This is a genomic window from Bacillus sp. AK031 (genome assembly GCF_053903065.1).
In genome coordinates, this window is sequence record NZ_CP096424.1 from 2118939 (window position 1) to 2136341 (window position 17403).

Sequence of the window (17403 nt, forward strand, 5' to 3'; positions counted from 1 at the left end):
TAATCAATGACTATTTTACAAATAGAAAATCTGTCTAAGGTATATGGCAAAGGGGAAACTGCGGTAAAGGCACTGGATGATGTCTCGTTTTCTGTAAAAAAAGGGGAATTCGTGGCAATCATCGGGCCATCAGGCTCCGGAAAGTCGACTTTGCTTCATATGCTCGGCGGGGTCGACCGTCCATCAAGCGGAAAGGTCCTCATCGATAATACCGATATTTATCAATTGAACGAAACACAGCTGGCTATTTTCAGGAGAAGGCAGATCGGATTGATTTATCAATTCTATAACCTGATTCCGATTTTGACAGTGGAAGAGAACATCACGTTGCCGATGCTTTTGGACCAGCATAAGGTGGAAGAGAAGCAGCTAAAGGATATTGTGTCTGTACTGGGTCTGGATAAACGGCTGAACCACTTGCCGAATCAGCTTTCCGGCGGCCAGCAGCAGCGTGTATCAATCGGACGCGCCTTGATCAGCAATCCTGCGATCATTCTGGCGGACGAGCCAACCGGCAACCTTGACAGCAAGAACAGCGGCGAGATTATTGAGCTGTTGAAAATGTTCAACAAGACCTATAACCAAACGCTTATCGTGATAACTCACGATGAACGGATCGCTTTACAAGCTGACCGTGTAATTGAAATTGATGATGGAAGGATTGCCAAAGATGAGGTGATTCGTCCATGAATATCGTCAACAAACTGACATTACGGCATATGAAGGAAAACAAGCGGCGGACGCTGGTGACAATCATAGGTGTGATCATCTCCGTGGCGATGGTCACAGCAGTCGCGACTTTAGGAGTCTCATTCCTGGATTTAATGAAGAGGCAATCCATCGCAAACAATGGGGAATGGCATGTTCAGTATAGTGATGTGAATCCTGCTCAGATTCAGGCTATTGCGGAGGATACCAACACTGGCAAGCTCACCCTGTCCAATAATCTTGGCTATGGAGAATTAGAAGGAGCTGATTCGGAAGAGAAGCCTTACTTATTTTTCAAAGAATACAATGAACAAGGCTTTAAGCAATTTCCAATTGAATTGAAGAATGGCCGTCTTCCATCCGCCGAAAACGAAGTGGTCATTTCTGAACACATCGCCGAGGATACGGGAATTCAGTATGAAATCGGGGATCAACTGACGGTTGACATAGGGAACCGTTATGTTGAAGGCGCGCCCAAACCCCTCGGGCAAGCTGACCCTATTCAAAGAGACGAGGATGGAGTTGCAGAAGGGCTCGAAATCGAAACATCCGAAACCTTTACAGTAGTCGGCACCATCGAACGCCCTGCATGGGAACCTGCCTGGTCACCTGGGTACACAATGATCAGCTTTATCGACCAGGATAAATTGGCTGCATCCGAAACCGTCAATGCCGTGGTTGCCGTAAAGGATGTGTCAGGTTCTATCTTTAAGGATGCAGAAGGATTAGCAAAGGATCATAATATCACGATGGTCTCGTTCAATGATGAATTACTGCGTTACTATGGTGTGACAGATAATAATAATTTGCGATTCACGTTATTTTCGCTTGCTGCGATCATCATGTCTGTAATCGTCATTGGATCGGTTTCGTTAATTTACAACGCGTTTGCCATCAGTGTATCAGAACGTTCGAGGCATTTAGGGATGCTTTCGAGTGTGGGGGCCACCAAGAAACAAAAGCGTAATTCTGTCTTTTTTGAAGGAGCTGTCATCGGCCTGGTCAGCATTCCGGTTGGTATCATTTCCGGCCTGGCTGGTATAGGGGTTACATTCTTATTCATTAACTCCTTCATCGAGGAAGCATTGGGAACAACTGAGAGGCTCCAGGTTGTTTTAACACCAACTTCCATTTTAGCCGCCTGTGCGATTTCAATCGCGACGATATTTATATCAACCTATATACCCGCGCGAAAAGCATCAAAAGTATCGGCGATTGATGCGATCCGCCAAACACAGGACATTAAATTATCAGGTAAAAAAGTAAAAACCTCCAAGCTGGTCCGTGGACTCTTTGGCCTTGAGGCTGAAATCGGTTTAAAGAACGTGAAAAGGAACCGAAAGAGATACTATGCAACATTATTTTCGCTGGTGATCAGTATCATTCTCTTCTTATCGGTTTCGTTTTTTACAGAGAACCTGGGAAAATCGGTTGAAATGTCTCAGGATGGGATCAACTATGACATCGTGGTTGGGGGAGGTAATGGAGATACCGCAAAATTAGAATCCCTGACTGCTTTAGATAATGTCACAGACTATAGTATTCAAAAGAGACTGCAGCTTGCATCACTTGTTGAAGAAGAACAATTTCCAGACCAACTGCATGATTTAATCAAAAGGGAGAGCATTGAGCTGCAAGATGGTAAATACCAATACTACGTGAATTTATATGGAATGGATGAAAGCAGTTTTCAAAGCTATGCGAAAAAAGCAAGAATCGAAAATGTCAGCACTGGTAAAAACGAAGCCATCATCATCGAACAAATCTCCTATCAGGATTACGAATCTTCTAAGTTCATTGAAACAGAATCCATCAAGGCACAGCCAGGAGACCAGGTTGAGCTGATTTTTACAAACTATGAAACTAATGAAACCACATTATTACCGGTCCTTACCATCTCTGCCTTGACAGATGAGATTCCCATTGGTGTCCAAACAGCTCGTTTAGGGGGCTTGGATGTGATCGTCTCTATGGAAACTTTTGAAAGCATTGTCACAGAGCCGGTAGTCAAGAATCAGGTTCAATCCGATCTGTATATGAACAGTTCAGATCCGCTGGAAACACAGAAAGCACTCGAAGAAGCCGTACCTTCTTCTATGTATATTTACAATGTCTACCAAAGCAGAGAGCGTGATGAACAGCTGGTACTGTTGATGTCTGTCTTTACCTATGGATTCATTGCCTTGATTTCATTGATATCCATCGCCAATATCTTCAATACAATTTCAACCAGTATATCCTTGCGGAAGCGTGAATTCGCGATGCTGAAATCAGTTGGTATGACACCTAAAGGCTTTAACAAAATGATTAATTATGAAAGTATTTTTTACGGAGTCAACGCTTTACTGTTTGGGTTGCCGATCAGTTTCATCATTATGTATTTCATCCATGTGTCTACGAGGGAAACGTTTGACTACGGTTTTGTATTGCCATGGATGGATATCCTGTATGTCATCATTGCGATCTTTGTCATTGTCAGTTCGGCAATGCTCTACTCAATCTCGAAAATCAGGAAAGAGAATATTATTGAAGGGCTGAAACAGGAGAATATTTAAGAGCTTAGATGAGTTCCCCTGTGTGGGTGCTCATCTTTTTAAGTTCTGTTAAAGTTTTTAAAACGAGAATTCATCTGAAAATAGGGGAATTCATCGAAACTTCTCACTGATTTTATTCGTCTAATAGTGTGAAAGCAGCAATTTTGGCGACTTATAAATAGTCTATTAACAAACTTAAACAATAGCGATCTTACCTGTTTAAAAGAATCGCTCTTTTACATATGGATTAACTGGCTTTACTACAGTAAAGACTCATCACTACAAGGAGATTGACGCAGTTATGGAAAACAGAAACTATAAAAATATAGATCTAGATTTGCTCTTCTTAATCATGATCTTCATGATTATCAGTTGTGCCTCTATTTACAGTGCACAAAAATATCTGCCTTATGGAAATGATTTTGCCATGAAACAGGGAATTTGGTTCTTGGCAGGGTTAGTGCTCACTTCCATCGTATATCTTTTCGACTTTGAACAACTGCAGAAGTTGTCACCCTACCTCTACATATTAGGTGTACTTTCCTTATTTGTGCTGATGATATCCCCTTCCAGTATCGCTCCCGTGATCAAAGGGACGAAAGCCTGGTTTTCGGTTCCGGGTTTTTCACTTCAGCCATCCGAGTTTATGAAAGTGTTTCTGATCTTGTTTCTAGCCAGTGTGATTAGCAGGCATAATGAACAACGCGAAATCAGAACCTTCAGCTCGGATTTTCTGCTGATTTTGAAAACATTTGGAATTACTTTGATACCATTGGCCCTGATCCTGGTTCAGCCGGATGCCGGGACAGGGATGGTCGTCATGTGTATTGCTGCTGGAATGCTGTTCATTTCCGGAATCAACAGGAAGCTTGTTGCATTACTGATTGTCCTGGCACTTCTGATGCTTTCGTCCTTAGTCTATATTTACATGTATAAACCAGACCTCTTGCTGCTTTTCCTGGATGATTACCAGATGAATAGAATCCATTCATGGCTCGATCCGTTTGCCTTCAGCCAGGGAATAGGATACCAGCTTACCCAATCCATCCTTGCTACAGGCTCGGGCACATTATTTGGGAAAGGCTTTAATGAAGGGCAAGTCATTGTACCGGAAGCCCATTCTGATTTCATTTTTACGGTGATAGGAGAGGAATTCGGATTTGTAGGGGCCTCCATCGTTTTGGGGTTGTATTTCCTGCTCATCTTTAAAATCGTGGCCATTGCACTGAGAAACAAAGGAGAATTTGAAAGCCTGATAGTGTCCGGTGTTGTGGCCATGCTGACATTCCATATCTTTGAGAACGTTGGAATGGTCATCGGACTGGTTCCCATTACAGGGATTCCGCTGCCATTGTTGAGCTATGGTGGCAGCTCCGTTCTCGGTACATTGCTCGCCCTCAGTCTGGTGAATAACATTTCTGCCAAAACCAAAGAATACATGTTCAGCAGCCTGGATGATTAGGGATTTAAGGAGCTCTATATCGGGCATCCTTTCTTGAAAAAAGAGCTTGATGTCCTAAGAGTGCTGATGTGCCAGCATCATATTCTTAAAGAACCTCTATGGGGTCGTCAAATCCGAGAACGGTCAAGATGACGTCCCCATAGAGCTTCAATGGGGTGGTCAAATTCGAGAACGGTCAAGATGACGTCCCCAAAGAGGCTCAATGGGGTGGTCAAATTCGAGAACGGTCAAGATGACATCCCCAAAGAGGCTCAATGGGGTCGTCAAATCCAAGGATGGTCAAAATGACGTCCCCATAGAGCTTCAATGGGGTGGTCAAATCCAAGGATGGTCAGAAAGACGTCCCCATAGAGCTTCAATGGGGTGGTCAAATTCGAGAACGGTCAAAATGATGTCCCCATAGAGCTTCAATGGCGTCGTCAAATTCAAGAACGGTCAAGATGACGTCCTCAAAGAGCTTCAATGGCGTCGTCAAATTCGAGAACGGTCAAGATGACGTCCTCAAAGAGCTTCAATGGGGACGTCATTTCCAAGAACGGACAAGATGAAGTCCTCAAAGAGCTTCAATGAGTGCATCATTTCCGAGGAAGGACCAAATGAAGTCTTCAAAGAACCTCAATAACAGCACCATATCCCGAAAGCCTAAAAATGAAGACCATAAAAACCTCCAATAACAGCATCATAAAACAAAAAAATGCTCAAATCTATTCATCACAGGAGCCTCATCCCCCACACCATTAATTTCACCAAAATCGGAATCAATAACGAGTCTCCACCTTATATATAGTAGAAAGAGAGTATAAGAGGTGACAGGATATGAGCTTTAACAGGCAAATGGCTAAGCTGCTGGCACTAAACCTGCAAGGCTTTATAGACTTGGTTGATCGCACCTACCGACAACCATCGGCAATCGTTCTGAATCAGGAAATTTTGTATAGGTTAAAACTGCTTGTCGAAGAATTCAGGTTTCAAATTTTAACGGATGAATTGCTCAGGTTGTCGAAATATGAGGGAGAGGACAAACAAACCCTGATGAATATTGAGAAAGTGAATGAAAAAATCGCCATCATGGAAGAGTTCGTTGAGCAAAACTACGATGACTTGTTTCTATTTACGGGAAGGATACATAGCATCCGATCCATAATAAATACATTTAACGAATAGGCGCACACGGAACAACCCAATGTCAGTCTCTAATAAAAAGGGTCCTGCATAGTTTGTAAATATGAGACTGATATAGGAAGGAGGGAGTCGTATGTTACTTAAACTGATAAAAGGATTATTCGCTAAATGGGAATTGGTTTATTCAACACACGATATTGGTGAATACTCAACCATGAAAGGGAGGCTGGAGAATCAAGGCATTCCTTATAAGACAAAAACGGTGAGTTCAGGAGGAGGACAGGGTGGAGGTTACGGGTTTGCTGCCACTTATCAGCTGTTTGTTCCAAAAGAATTGACCCACAAGGCCCATGAAGCTATTCATCATTCTAAAATCTAGGTTGTTTCAATGGCTAATCTGAAGGGGAAGGATGTATGTCCCTTCATTTCCTGGAGGAAGCTTTTTCTTATTTAGGCAAAGTGCCCAAGCCAAACCCATTCCCGGGCATATATATGGTGTATATCCCTATTGGGAATGGAGGTAAGAATCATGTACTATAGAAGCCCTTACCAGCCGCAGGATCAACGGTTTTTTGGATTCGGATTTGGATTGCCATTTTTAGGCGGCTTGGCCGGAGGTTTATTAGGATCTGCTTTATTCTACCCGCGACCGCGTCCTTTTTATGGATACCCGCCGCCACCGCCGCCGCCAAGACCGCCAGTTTACCCAGGGCAATGCTGCCCGCCAGGTTATGGATATCAATACCCATACTAATTGTTAATGAGGGAAGCAGCTGCTTAATGAGCTGCTTCTTTTTTCTGTCATTGGCCTGATTGGATGTAGCGATTAGTAAGACTCCAAACGTTTGTGAGAATAATCGGGGCATCATCCTAAGTTCTTTTTGAATAACCCATTCTTTTATGGAATAATGAATGGATATGTATATCTGGCTGCTATCATTTTTAAGTTGGTGACATCCCGTCCATTGGAGGAATTATCTTTGCATTCACTTATAAAAAGATTTAGAGAATTAACTATTAAACATTTATTCATATTCGCATTACTTGCAGTTTGTTTCACAAGTTCTGTTTTTTTTGTTTTCAATAATCACGATTATTATAATCGGCCCATTGCTAAAGTCGTCAGTGCCACGATGGTCGAAGCATCCGAAATAGAAGATATGAACGGGAATAAGGATCGGTTATATACCCAGGAAATCGTAGCAGAATTGATGAATGGCGAGCTAAAAGGAGAGAGGGTCCACTTAACGAACGAATATTCTGCTTCTGGTGCATATGATCAGGAATACAACCCTGGTAATGAGGTATTTGTGTCCATTGATAAAAATAACGGTGGATCATTGACCGGTATGATCGAAGACGTGAAACGGGATAAATATTTGATGATCATGGCGTGGGTGTTTATCCTGCTCTTACTGTTGATTGGAAAAAAACAGGGTCTGTTATCCATCATCAGCCTGGCTGTCAATTCCTTGATTTTATCTTATGCCCTGGATATTTATGTGCATTCAGGCAGAGTCAGTCTCTTAGTCGCATGCAGCGTCGGAGTTATATTGTTTACCGGGATCTCCCTTTTACTGGTGAATGGCTTCAATGAAAAGACGTACTCTGCTGTCGCAGCTACATTGATTGCGACCTTTATAACACTATTGATCAGCTATATGGTCGTAGAATCGCTTTCAGGGAAAGGGCTGCATTATGAGGAAATGCAATTTTTGACCCGCCCTTATAAAGTCGTTTTCATGGCCGGTATCTTGGTGGGATGCCTGGGAGCCGTAATGGATGTTGCAATCACCTTGTCATCGTCGATCTTTGGTCTGTATGAAAAGAATCATCATATTTCCATTAAAGCATTGAGACAATCGGGTCTTGATATCGGCAAGGATATAATGGGGACGATGACCAACATTTTATTCTTTGTCTATATCAGCGGTGCGATTCCTATGCTGATTTTGTTTTTCAAAAACGCTTCGCCGCTGGGATTCACCCTTTCGATCAACCTTTCACTAGAGGTGGCGAGGGCGTTGAGCGGTGGAATCGGCATTGTGCTGACCATTCCGATTGCCATTTATACATCCATTTTCTTTGTTAAACGAAAGAGGGCTGCGCTATGACTGTACAACTATTGCTCGCTGCCATTCTTTTCACACTGATGATTCTGATTGGGGGTAAAAAAGGAGCACGGTCATTCTTTGCTTTATTTCTGAATTTCGGCGTGCTTCTTTTCGTCCTTTTTCTCATGAATGACCCGAACATCAATCCCATTATCCTCACGTTGATTGCTTGCATACTGATCAGCTGCATTTCACTTTTTTACATAAGTGAATACAATATCAAGACATTGACGGCGTTTATCTCGACTATGGCCACTACCGGGGTGTTACTCTTCTTCATTTTGATGCTGACGGAAGTATCGATGATCCAGGGGTTCAGTGAGGAAGAAATTGAAGAAATCGGAGCATTCTCCCTGTTTGTCGGGGTGGATTTTGTCAAAATAGGCGCATCGATGGTCCTCATGAGTACTATTGGAGCGATCATCGATTTATCGATTTCCATCTCTTCACCGATGAGAGAAATTCATTATCATAATCCCGCCATCTCAAGGACCGAGCTTTTCAAAAGTGGAATAAGCATTGGCCGCGATATACTGGGCACCAGTACAAATACCTTGTTCTTTGCCTTCTTTGGAGGATATATGGCGCTTCTGATATGGTTCAAGGATTTATCCTATTCCATTGGTGACATCGTGAATTCCAAAGTATTCAGCTCAGAAATGATCTTTATTGGATCGGCTGGGATTGGAGTTGCCCTTGCCATTCCAATTACGGCTTGGATCACTGCCTACTATTTAGTGAGGACAGAAAAAAATAAGGAGTGAAAAGAGTAAGGAAGTACCGGCTGGATTTGTAATGAAGGAAGGCTGCAAATCAATAAATAACGGGTTCGGAACAGGAGTAGAAAATATCAAATAGCAAAAACACAATCCAATTCGCATAGGAATTGGATTGTGTTTATTTGTTGATATATAAGGGTTTATTATTATCTTGACAAGACAATTAGCAGTACATTTCACACTTCAATATGGTTAATTCGTTCTTATAGGGATTAAAATAACTTAACAAGTACTCTGATTGAAAATGCCAAAAAAGCAAGGACCAAAAAAGAATCAGCACCACCATGAGATTATACCTTAAGGGAAGAAATTCCCCTTATTTTAAGTAGCCTCCCTCTTACCTTGGTGACTTTCTCAATTAAAGGATTTATTATGTGATTTTTATTACGATTTCATAGAAAAAAGCAGTCCCTTTTAGACTGCTTTTTCTATTGCTATTTATTATCTGATGTTGTGATAATTGCACTGCGAATCGAGCTAGGAGTTACAGTTTTCTACATCTAAACCAAATCTTTTAGCAATAAAGGCAGCTTTTCTCTTTAAACAATCGGGGAAAAAGCATAGTAGAATAAATAACGCTTGAATTTAGATCCAAGCGTTGATGGTTGAATGAAATTCTACTATTAAATATTATCTGTATTAATTCTAGGGAAACCAGGCTCAAGAGCCGCTGCTGCCCTGGCATTTTCATTATGCCGATTATTATTGGATCCATCTAATTGATTGGATCTGTTTTTGTTTTCCGGATTTTTCTTTTTGTCAGCCATATTCTCACCTCCTATGGATACTATGTCCAACTTTTGCCTTAAAAATCTTTGGAAAGAACATAGTATTGATTGGCATGAAGATCAATGAGAAAAGGACTTTTAATTGGCATAAAGGCTTCCTTTTTCGGGTGCGTATTCTAGAATGACATTAATACTGACCTATGAATTGCCATTGGCCAGTTATATCAAGGCATATAAAGCATTATCCTTGTAAATGGAAGTCCATATGACAGGGTGTTTTTAGAGGACAACAGCATTGTCGTTGGAAAATGGAGTGTGTCAATTCGATTACCAGTTCATCTGCAAAAAAACCTTTAAGTCTGGGGTTTGGCCTATGGTAAAATAAGAATAGAGATTTTTGCGAATGTTCCGTTAAAGGAGCAGGTTAATTGAAGATTAGACAGTATTCTTTAATGTGAAAAAGAAATGTTTTCTATGGAAGATGTTTCTACAATTCAAATATACATAGGCTTCTTTATAGCTATCATTACTTTCCTTCAGGCGTTTAGCAACTGGGGAGAACGAGTGGTTTATCTTTTTTCTTATTAATTTGTGGAGTTAGTCTTTTAGTTCTTTACTCTGTTGCACTATATAAAAAGTTGGAAAATAAGAGTAATACGTTGAATATCGAAAAGTAATCCAGTAACCGCGGCGTTTGTTAAAAAGGAGCTGCCTATGCTCAAGTAAATGGAGTTTTATCTTGAGAATGGAAAACTTGTAGTATAGATATTAAATAACCTTTATTGGCGGTGAAGAAGTGAATAAAACTCTGATGACTAAGCTAAAGAAATTTTTAGCATTCATACTAATAGCGAGCATCTTTGCAGGTGTTTCATATCTGGTTGTTTTCAAGATTTCATTTTTACCAAATGGTTATGATATTGTCGAAGTCCAAAATGAAAGTATTAAGGTTAAATCATTTACTATGTTAGGAATTGAAGAGGAGATTAAAACCATAAGTTTTTCTGAAAAAGAGATTTGGAAGGTTGACGCTATAGAACACGAAGTAAACAGACAAAAAGAATTTTTATGGTCTTTGTTTTCATTCTTTTCAATATCTGTATTTTTGTTAGTTTATAAGATCCGCAACGAGATGAAACTATGGAAAGCAATCTTGGAGAGCAATATTGTTTTTTCCGTTTTATTACCCTTACCTACTGTTACTAGTTCACTGAAAAGCATACAAGTTTTAATTAACTGATTATGAAACAGCCTGAGCCGGACAAGCAGCTGCCTTGTTCAAGTATAGAGCAGCATTAACGGAACAATTGAGCGGGCAATTGATTATGGATATAGTGTTTGGGGTCTTAATTGCTATTTTGTTATTATTTTACTCTTCTTTGGAACTTTGGTTTGCACTAGATAGTAGTTCGTTATTTAAGGATTTCAGAAAAAACTAATGGTCATTCTTCTTTTGTTTTAATTGACATTTGTAATTTATTGTTTCTTTTTGGCGTGATTATTATTTAACTAATATTCCATGAACGGGGGCAGATTATCAGTTTCACAGTACGTAATAAACGGAAAGATATTGAGGTGTGGTTATGTGGATAATATTAGGGGTTATTGCAATAGCAGTAACTACTATTAATCTTTATATGTATACAGCAGGAAAGGATTATAAGCTTGCTATGGCGCTAGGATTATCATTTACTGCATTAACACTTTGTGCAGAATACAGTCTTGTATCGGAGTGGGTTGAAAAGGAAAACTACCCGGCTTTATGGGAAGTGCCTAATTTTGCAAGGGTATTATGGTTTTTGACCATTGTTTCTATCTTTCTAAATATAGCACCTATCCTTTTAGAACGAAAAGGTAAGAAATAATGACTGATTGTCCCATCAAATATATCGCAATTAATGTGGAAGTCTTTATGTATAACCAACAGGGGTACTGCTGTACAAGAAGCCGCCTCTCTTCAACTACGCCAGCAAGCGTTAGCATCTTAGTCGAATGAGCAGGAATGTTTAAGAAGAGATAAATGTAATCGGGGGTGGCAAAATGAATTATTTCTTGAAGTTAAACGTTATTAGTATTCTATATGCCTTAATGATATTTATACCTGTTCAACTTATTGTGAATGTTTATAGAATAAGTAGACTAACAAGTTGGGAAATCAGCACGGTAAATATTTTAACTGCTGTTATTCTTTTAATGGTAGTGATTGCTGGCACAATAATGCTTTATTTCTTAACAAAAAAATGGCTGAATGGGCGAAAAGCAAACTTTTGGGCTATTATTTTATGGATACCTTATTTTGTACTTTTGATTTATATTTTTGCGTCTTTATTCCCATTAACTTACGGTGGTGACGACCCTAACCCCGCCTCTGGACTTTTAATAATCGGAGGATTGATAGTGTATCCTTTTTATATTCTAATTCTTAATTTCTTTAGTGGGACTTCTAACGAAAAAAGGATTAAGACCTCTTGAGAAAATAAGCTTGTGATGAATTGTACATAAATTAACGGGGTCGTTTGCTGAACAAGCAGCGGTCCTTTCATCAAGTATCCGGCCGGTTTATTGAAGAAGCAACATACAGGATTGAAACTTTTTTTCGAAAAATCCGTATAGTTATTAAAATATTACACAAGGGGGTGTTACTTTGGAAACTAATGTCCAAACATCTCAAACCGTTCGAGTGGTGACCAAACAAGAAGTGAGTATGAGGAAATTGCTAAACATAATAGGCCTATTCATTTTTGCTGGATTAGCATTAACTAATCTAACAAATCCACTCTCTTCAACCGATTACACCAAAGAATTTTTACTATTTATTGCTGTAAGTGCTATAACCTATTATTTTTTAGTCAATGTCTATTTCATTGGAGAAATCGGTAGAAAGGTAGCCCTTACAATGCTTTTTGTATTAGGTTCTTTTAGCATTTTTATGGCTATATACCTTGCAACTAACCCGGTATCACACTAATAGCTATCTTCAATTACAGGTAGCGTTTGCTGAACAAGCAGCGGTCCTTTGTTCAAGTAATAGGTATGTTAATTGAATATGATGAAACTTGTACGGGTTGTTTCTCGTCAAATGATTATAGATAAATCGTCCAAAGGCCATCTACATTTATTTTTGAATTTAAGAATTTTTAAATCATGGGAATGGAGTGGTTAAGGATGGTGCGAAAAATCACCATGCTCATTGTACCTTTACTATTGTTAGCGGCATGCAACTTTAAAGATGTGACTTTTTCAGGGGAATCAGATAGTTGGGAAGCTGAATTGAAAATAATTCAAAACAGCGATACGTTTGAAAACCAGGATTTTGTGCTCAAATACAAGGGAGAAGATATTGATTCTGTTGGGGAAATCGCCTATGAAGTAGATAGCATAGGAAGTGATTTTGGCAGGGAAGGAGAACCCTTGGGGGAAAATGGTTCAATTAGGGATGATAGAGAATCCAGAGCTGATGATGCTGAAATCCCGGAAGAAGCAGAGATTGAAGTGACAGTTGAGTGGAACGGTCATACAGAAACATTTACTTTAACTGAACAATAACCACTGGATTCAATAAACCTGGGCTTTGATAGAAGATCGGCTTATAAGGTCACTAATCCATAGACAAGGCAAAGACTCGTCAATTGACGAGTCTTTTTGGCCTGAAAGTAAATCGGTTCACTCTTTATACCTTATATACTCAAAATTAGAAGTCGGAACTTCTTTGATCACCTTGCCGTTTGCATCCTTGTAAATTTCGTATTCACGATAAATTTCCACGATATACCCGTCTTCCTCCAACTTCGCGTCGAAAAAATAGTCCAATTCAGCGGATAAAACTTCTGCGTCAGTGGGGACAGTTGTTTCTTCATCAAATATCTCTCCCAGGTCTGCAGGAATCAGAATATTTTCTCCAGAAGGTTGAGCAGCTGCCTGACTTGAGGAATCCTCTTCAGAGAAGCTGGAGAAACTTACGTCTTTCACGTTTTCAACCAACCCGTTCAGCATAAGAACCGCCGCAACGGCTAGAATGATTGCTATAGATATGATGAATTGTTTCATTATTCACATCCCCCTAAGCTTATTACTTTAAAAATATGGTTTGTCCCGGTAAAAAATGACTTAAAACTTAATAGCTACCCCCTTATAGGACTAAGAGGTATAAACTCCGGACAAAAAACAAATGGTAATGTCAGCAACTAAAAATCTGGAGGACATAGATGATGAGATTTACTGAAGAAGACCAGGCAATCATTGAACAGGCTTTAAAAGCAGCTTCTGCGAATACAGCTGATTATCAGGAAATAACGCAATATCAGAAAGTACTTGAAAAATTCCAAACCAGTATTAACAAGGATGGAACAGCAATGCATGACGGCTTTCGTTATGATTATGATGATGCTTCGGATGTTTAATTTAAACGATGAATTCATTACTACTTTAGAGACCAGCGAAACGACTAGTTTCAGGAATCACAGATAAACCTTCCACACCTAAGGATACCAATTCGGATTGAATTGGTATCCTTTTTTTGATTTAAATTAATTCTTTCAGAAAGGCTCTTTTCTAAAAGGTTGTTGGTTTTAATGCTATTTTACACTTCACCCTAATACGTAGGAGGATTGGAGCGGAAATCCATTACTTTTAAACAGCCACAATTATTTAGAAAAGAGCCTTCAGAAAAAAACTGTTTCAGTAAAAATTCTATTAAACATATAAATTAATTTTCAATTTCGAAACTTAAATTCCTTGGGAAACGTCTAATTCAAAATAGGACTTATGTAGGAGTAGGAATCAATCATCCCTTGCTTTTACATCGGGTATTGAGCAATAGAAGCAACTATATACCCGAATTGTTTAAAGAATAAGTTGTTTAAAAACAATTAGCTATTTTTGGTAGTAATGCGAAAGAATTAAAACCATTAGAAATATAAATCTATATAAAGTTCGATAACTCAATAGATTGAGGCAGGTGCTTTTAAGAGGTGCAAGAGTTTGATGGAAATAATAATCTAAATATGTTTCATATCATGGAGAATATCTCTGATGGATGCTTTTTCTTAAATTCAGAGTGGGAATATACATTTATCAATAAGGCAGCAGCTGAATTCATGAATAATGGAGTGACCAGCGAATCATTTTTGGGTAAGAAAATCTGCTCTCTCTTCCCTGAATATCATGATTCTTACGAAAGCCAAAAAATAATCGAAGCTTTCAAAGAACAAAAAACATTAGAATTTGAAACCTTAAGCAAGTACTCAAAAAAATGGCTCGAAGTAAAAGTGTATCCTGAACCAGAAGGCGTTTTTGTGTTGTTTAGCGATCTTCCTGAAAAGAAACGACGGGAAAAACAGAAGGAATACTATGAAAAATTAAAAGTTATGGGGGAAATGTCAGCAGGGGTGGCACACGAAGTTCGTAATCCCCTTGCTTCTGTGAAAGGATTCCTGCAGCTAATGGCTGAAAACAAGAAACTCATTCAATACAAGGACATTTACAACTTAATGATTGATGAGATTAACCGCGTGAATGGAATTATTACAGAGTTCTTGGAAACCGCTAAAAATAAACCTTCTCAAAAAGAAGTGTGTAATTTGAATGAAATTATTGAGACGCTGCTGCCCTTACTGGAAACAAGGGCGATTCAGGAAGACAAATCTATCATTTTAGAATTAAACACCATTCCTAATCTGAAGATTGACCCCAATGAAATCAGGCAGCTGCTGTTAAACATGGTCAATAATTCATTGGATGCAATGGAACCGGGAAGAAGGGTGTCCATTTTTACATATGAAAGAAAGAAAGAGGTTATCATGACTATACAAGATGAGGGCCAGGGCATCCCTGATCATCTTATTAATGAGATACCGAACCCCTTTGTTACAACCAAAGAAACAGGGACGGGTCTTGGCTTACCGATTTGCTTTTCCATTGCTGAGAGAAATAATGCTCACATCGATTATTCCTCTGATGGAAACGGGACCACATTCAATGTTTGTTTTACATATGGTAAAGAGTAAAAACATGATCAAAGGCCAAGTGAGTTGGCCTTTTTCAGTTGAGACAGTGGCCAGGGTGACCAAGGACGCTTCCTGGAGCCGGGCATTCTTCAAAAAAAACAGACTTTTGTTAATGGCAAGAATATTAGAAATGGTATAATTAAGGTATACCGAGAAAAACACTTGGATTAATCGCTAAGAATTAAAAATTCAATTGGCAATTGCTTAATATTAGAGGGGGTTGAAGGCAATGGTCTTATCAAACCTAATCAGTGACAACAGATTTAGTTTGAAATCTCTGTTTCAACAAATTGATGAAATGGTCTTTCTAATCAAAGTTGAAGGAGATAAGTACCGTTGTGTTGAAGTGAACCAGGCGTACCTGGAGCAAACGGGGGTTCAGGAAGAAAATATTGTGAATAAAACTATTGAAGAGATAGTGGAAGGCATTGAGGCAGAACATGTCATTGGAAAATATAATGAAGTCATCGCCACTGGGAAAACGTTATCTTATGAAGAGGACATCACCTTAAATGGGGGAAAAAGGACTTATGAAACAACCCTTATTCCCTTGCACATAGAGACAAAAAAAGGCAGTTATATCATTGGGATTTCCCGGAATGTTTCCACGAGGAAGAATTATGAAGAGGAATTATTGCGCTCCAAGGAACAGCTTAATTGCGTCATTCATCATCAACAAGGCGTAATCTTCAGTGTGAACAAAGTAGATGGAGAGTTTATTTATACTTTGTTTGATGGAGAAGTTCTGCAGCTAATGGGGCTGACTCCGGAGCAAACGGTCGGCAAAAGGCCACAGGACATCTTGGGTGAGAGCTTGGGAAATGATGTCTGCAAGGTCTATGATGAATGCTGGATAACCCAAGAAAAAATCATTTTTGAAGAGAAATGCACAAGAAATCATGATTGGTTGACCGTCATCAATCCAATGGTTGGAAATGGACAAACGAATCTGATAATTGGATCTTCCATAGATATTACCCAAAGGAAGGTGGCGGAAAGAGCTCTTCTGAACAGTGAGAAATTATCATTGCTGGGTGAATTGTCCGCCGGCATAGGCCATGAAATCAACAATCCTTTAACGAGTGTAAAAGGGTTCTTCAAGATCATAAAGGAAAATAACAGCAATATAAATAAGGAAACACTTAATATTATCGAGAATGAGTTAGAAACCATTGAGCGATTCTCTGAAGAGCTCATCATGCTGGCCAGGCCCCAGGAACACCAAAAGCATACGTTTGATGCCCTGTCTTTAGTAAAAGAAATTACCAATATTATGGAGGTGAATGAGCCAAAGGTCCAGATTGAAATAAAACCTTCACCTGGCGAATTTTTCATTCATGGGGTTCGAAAACAAATGAAACAAGCCCTTTTTAACATAATGGAAAATGCGATTGAATCCATTGATCCTATTCATGGTGGAAAAATGCTGATCGAGTGTTCTGGATTCCAGGATGAATTGGTCATCCTGGTAACCGATAACGGCAGCGGAATACCGGAAGAACGCTTGGGCTCCCTAGGTGAACCTTTCTACACAACAAAAGACAAGGGTAATGGATTGGGATTGATGATTACCAATAGAATCATCAAGAATCATGGAGGACATGTGGAGATCGGTAGTAAGGTTGGCGAAGGGACAACGGTAACAGTAAGTTTGCCGCTGTTGTGACTTTGAGCAAAGGCTCTTTCTTAACTTTGCTGTTATGAATATGAATTCCACACCAATCTGTTGTATCGTTAATGGTTTAAAAGCTGTAATGACAACTGGGAGGGATAATAGAATCCTTACAGGCATTCTGGCTGCATGGAGGTGGTTTTGTGGAACGAGAGGATTTTCTGACATAAAGCGTTCCAGGACTGAGAAAAGTGAACATCAGAGCACCCCGTAATTTTAGATTTATCATGAAATAGAACTGGATTTTTAGAATAGTATGTACTTAGAGGGGGTTTTTTA

18 protein-coding genes are annotated in these 17403 nt (G+C 39.5%); 16 read left to right on the forward strand and 2 right to left on the reverse strand.

The genetic code is table 11. The annotated features are described in order from the left end of the window. Positions 1–6: 6 nt before the first annotated feature. The 8 genes from M1E09_RS10790 (at position 7) to M1E09_RS10825 (ending at position 8704) form a co-directional block, all read left to right on the forward strand. Positions 7–690 carry an ABC transporter ATP-binding protein gene (locus M1E09_RS10790; RefSeq protein ID WP_456274827.1) on the forward strand — a complete coding sequence of 228 codons (684 nt, stop codon included), beginning with the start codon at positions 7–9 and terminating at the stop codon, positions 688–690. After that, positions 687–3263, forward strand: a complete 2577-nt coding sequence (locus M1E09_RS10795) for an ABC transporter permease (RefSeq protein ID WP_456274828.1) — start codon at positions 687–689, stop codon at positions 3261–3263. The genes M1E09_RS10790 and M1E09_RS10795 overlap by 4 nt, the downstream gene beginning before the upstream one ends. Positions 3264–3543: 280 nt before the next feature. Beyond that, positions 3544–4704 (forward strand): FtsW/RodA/SpoVE family cell cycle protein, encoded by a 1161-nt coding sequence (locus tag M1E09_RS10800; protein ID WP_456274829.1) that lies wholly within the window; start codon positions 3544–3546, stop codon positions 4702–4704. Positions 4705–5520: 816 nt separating this feature from the next. Then, entirely contained in the window at positions 5521–5868 is a 348-nt protein-coding gene (locus M1E09_RS10805; protein ID WP_456274830.1) for a hypothetical protein, read from the forward strand. Between the two features lie 91 nt (positions 5869–5959). Beyond that, entirely contained in the window at positions 5960–6205 is a 246-nt protein-coding gene (locus tag M1E09_RS10810) for a hypothetical protein (RefSeq protein ID WP_456274831.1), read from the forward strand. A 135-nt stretch (positions 6206–6340) separates the two neighbouring features. After that, positions 6341–6580 carry a hypothetical protein gene (locus tag M1E09_RS10815; RefSeq protein ID WP_456274962.1) on the forward strand — a complete coding sequence of 80 codons (240 nt, stop codon included), beginning with the start codon at positions 6341–6343 and terminating at the stop codon, positions 6578–6580. A gap of 226 nt (positions 6581–6806) precedes the next feature. Continuing rightward, the gene (locus M1E09_RS10820; protein WP_456274832.1) at positions 6807–7940 is read left to right on the forward strand and encodes a YibE/F family protein; all 1134 of its coding nucleotides are present in this window, start codon (positions 6807–6809) and stop codon (positions 7938–7940) included. Continuing rightward, the gene (locus tag M1E09_RS10825; RefSeq protein ID WP_456274833.1) at positions 7937–8704 is read left to right on the forward strand and encodes a YibE/F family protein; all 768 of its coding nucleotides are present in this window, start codon (positions 7937–7939) and stop codon (positions 8702–8704) included. The genes M1E09_RS10820 and M1E09_RS10825 overlap by 4 nt, the downstream gene beginning before the upstream one ends. Before the next feature lie 638 nt (positions 8705–9342). On the opposite strand, the gene M1E09_RS10830 is transcribed toward M1E09_RS10825, so the two are convergent. Continuing rightward, a complete protein-coding gene (locus M1E09_RS10830) occupies positions 9343–9486 on the reverse strand; it encodes a hypothetical protein (RefSeq protein WP_456274834.1) in 144 nt (47 codons plus the stop codon). Between the two features lie 757 nt (positions 9487–10243). Between M1E09_RS10830 and M1E09_RS10835 the strand changes: the two genes are divergently transcribed. The 5 genes from M1E09_RS10835 (at position 10244) to M1E09_RS10855 (ending at position 12993) form a co-directional block, all read left to right on the forward strand. Next, positions 10244–10687, forward strand: coding sequence for a hypothetical protein (locus M1E09_RS10835; RefSeq protein ID WP_456274835.1), 444 nt, complete (start codon positions 10244–10246; stop codon positions 10685–10687). 343 nt (positions 10688–11030) lie between these two features. Beyond that, the gene (locus M1E09_RS10840) at positions 11031–11312 is read left to right on the forward strand and encodes a hypothetical protein (protein WP_456274836.1); all 282 of its coding nucleotides are present in this window, start codon (positions 11031–11033) and stop codon (positions 11310–11312) included. 175 nt (positions 11313–11487) lie between these two features. Next, positions 11488–11919 (forward strand): hypothetical protein, encoded by a 432-nt coding sequence (locus M1E09_RS10845; RefSeq protein ID WP_456274837.1) that lies wholly within the window; start codon positions 11488–11490, stop codon positions 11917–11919. 172 nt (positions 11920–12091) lie between these two features. Beyond that, entirely contained in the window at positions 12092–12415 is a 324-nt protein-coding gene (locus M1E09_RS10850) for a hypothetical protein (protein WP_456274838.1), read from the forward strand. A 197-nt stretch (positions 12416–12612) separates the two neighbouring features. Further along, positions 12613–12993, forward strand: coding sequence for a hypothetical protein (locus M1E09_RS10855; protein WP_456274839.1), 381 nt, complete (start codon positions 12613–12615; stop codon positions 12991–12993). A 117-nt stretch (positions 12994–13110) separates the two neighbouring features. On the opposite strand, the gene M1E09_RS10860 is transcribed toward M1E09_RS10855, so the two are convergent. After that, positions 13111–13494 carry a hypothetical protein gene (locus M1E09_RS10860; RefSeq protein WP_456274840.1) on the reverse strand — a complete coding sequence of 128 codons (384 nt, stop codon included), beginning with the start codon at positions 13492–13494 and terminating at the stop codon, positions 13111–13113. Between the two features lie 158 nt (positions 13495–13652). On the opposite strand from M1E09_RS10860, the gene M1E09_RS10865 reads away from it, so the two are divergent. The 3 genes from M1E09_RS10865 to M1E09_RS10875 all read left to right on the forward strand — a co-directional run bounded on the left by M1E09_RS10865 (position 13653) and on the right by M1E09_RS10875 (position 17118). Beyond that, positions 13653–13847, forward strand: coding sequence for a hypothetical protein (locus M1E09_RS10865; protein ID WP_456274841.1), 195 nt, complete (start codon positions 13653–13655; stop codon positions 13845–13847). A 570-nt stretch (positions 13848–14417) separates the two neighbouring features. Next, entirely contained in the window at positions 14418–15452 is a 1035-nt protein-coding gene (locus M1E09_RS10870; protein WP_456274842.1) for a two-component system sensor histidine kinase NtrB, read from the forward strand. A 229-nt stretch (positions 15453–15681) separates the two neighbouring features. Further along, positions 15682–17118 carry an ATP-binding protein gene (locus M1E09_RS10875; RefSeq protein WP_456274843.1) on the forward strand — a complete coding sequence of 479 codons (1437 nt, stop codon included), beginning with the start codon at positions 15682–15684 and terminating at the stop codon, positions 17116–17118. Positions 17119–17403 lie beyond the last annotated feature (285 nt).

What these genes read in the sequence shown, in the direction of transcription:
- M1E09_RS10795 (WP_456274828.1), top strand. Translation starts at nt 687, where the DNA reads ATGAATATCGTCAACAAACTGACATTACGGCATATGAAGGAAAACAAG.
- M1E09_RS10845 (WP_456274837.1), top strand. Translation starts at nt 11,488, where the DNA reads ATGAATTATTTCTTGAAGTTAAACGTTATTAGTATTCTATATGCCTTA.
- M1E09_RS10855 (WP_456274839.1), top strand. Translation starts at nt 12,613, where the DNA reads ATGGTGCGAAAAATCACCATGCTCATTGTACCTTTACTATTGTTAGCG.
- M1E09_RS10815 (WP_456274962.1), top strand. Translation starts at nt 6,341, where the DNA reads ATGGAGGTAAGAATCATGTACTATAGAAGCCCTTACCAGCCGCAGGAT.
- M1E09_RS10875 (WP_456274843.1), top strand. Translation starts at nt 15,682, where the DNA reads ATGGTCTTATCAAACCTAATCAGTGACAACAGATTTAGTTTGAAATCT.
- M1E09_RS10860 (WP_456274840.1), bottom strand. Translation starts at nt 13,494, where the DNA reads ATGAAACAATTCATCATATCTATAGCAATCATTCTAGCCGTTGCGGCG.
- M1E09_RS10830 (WP_456274834.1), bottom strand. Translation starts at nt 9,486, where the DNA reads ATGGCTGACAAAAAGAAAAATCCGGAAAACAAAAACAGATCCAATCAA.
- M1E09_RS10790 (WP_456274827.1), top strand. Translation starts at nt 7, where the DNA reads ATGACTATTTTACAAATAGAAAATCTGTCTAAGGTATATGGCAAAGGG.
- M1E09_RS10810 (WP_456274831.1), top strand. Translation starts at nt 5,960, where the DNA reads ATGTTACTTAAACTGATAAAAGGATTATTCGCTAAATGGGAATTGGTT.
- M1E09_RS10865 (WP_456274841.1), top strand. Translation starts at nt 13,653, where the DNA reads ATGATGAGATTTACTGAAGAAGACCAGGCAATCATTGAACAGGCTTTA.
- M1E09_RS10825 (WP_456274833.1), top strand. Translation starts at nt 7,937, where the DNA reads ATGACTGTACAACTATTGCTCGCTGCCATTCTTTTCACACTGATGATT.
- M1E09_RS10800 (WP_456274829.1), top strand. Translation starts at nt 3,544, where the DNA reads ATGGAAAACAGAAACTATAAAAATATAGATCTAGATTTGCTCTTCTTA.
- M1E09_RS10805 (WP_456274830.1), top strand. Translation starts at nt 5,521, where the DNA reads ATGAGCTTTAACAGGCAAATGGCTAAGCTGCTGGCACTAAACCTGCAA.
- M1E09_RS10840 (WP_456274836.1), top strand. Translation starts at nt 11,031, where the DNA reads ATGTGGATAATATTAGGGGTTATTGCAATAGCAGTAACTACTATTAAT.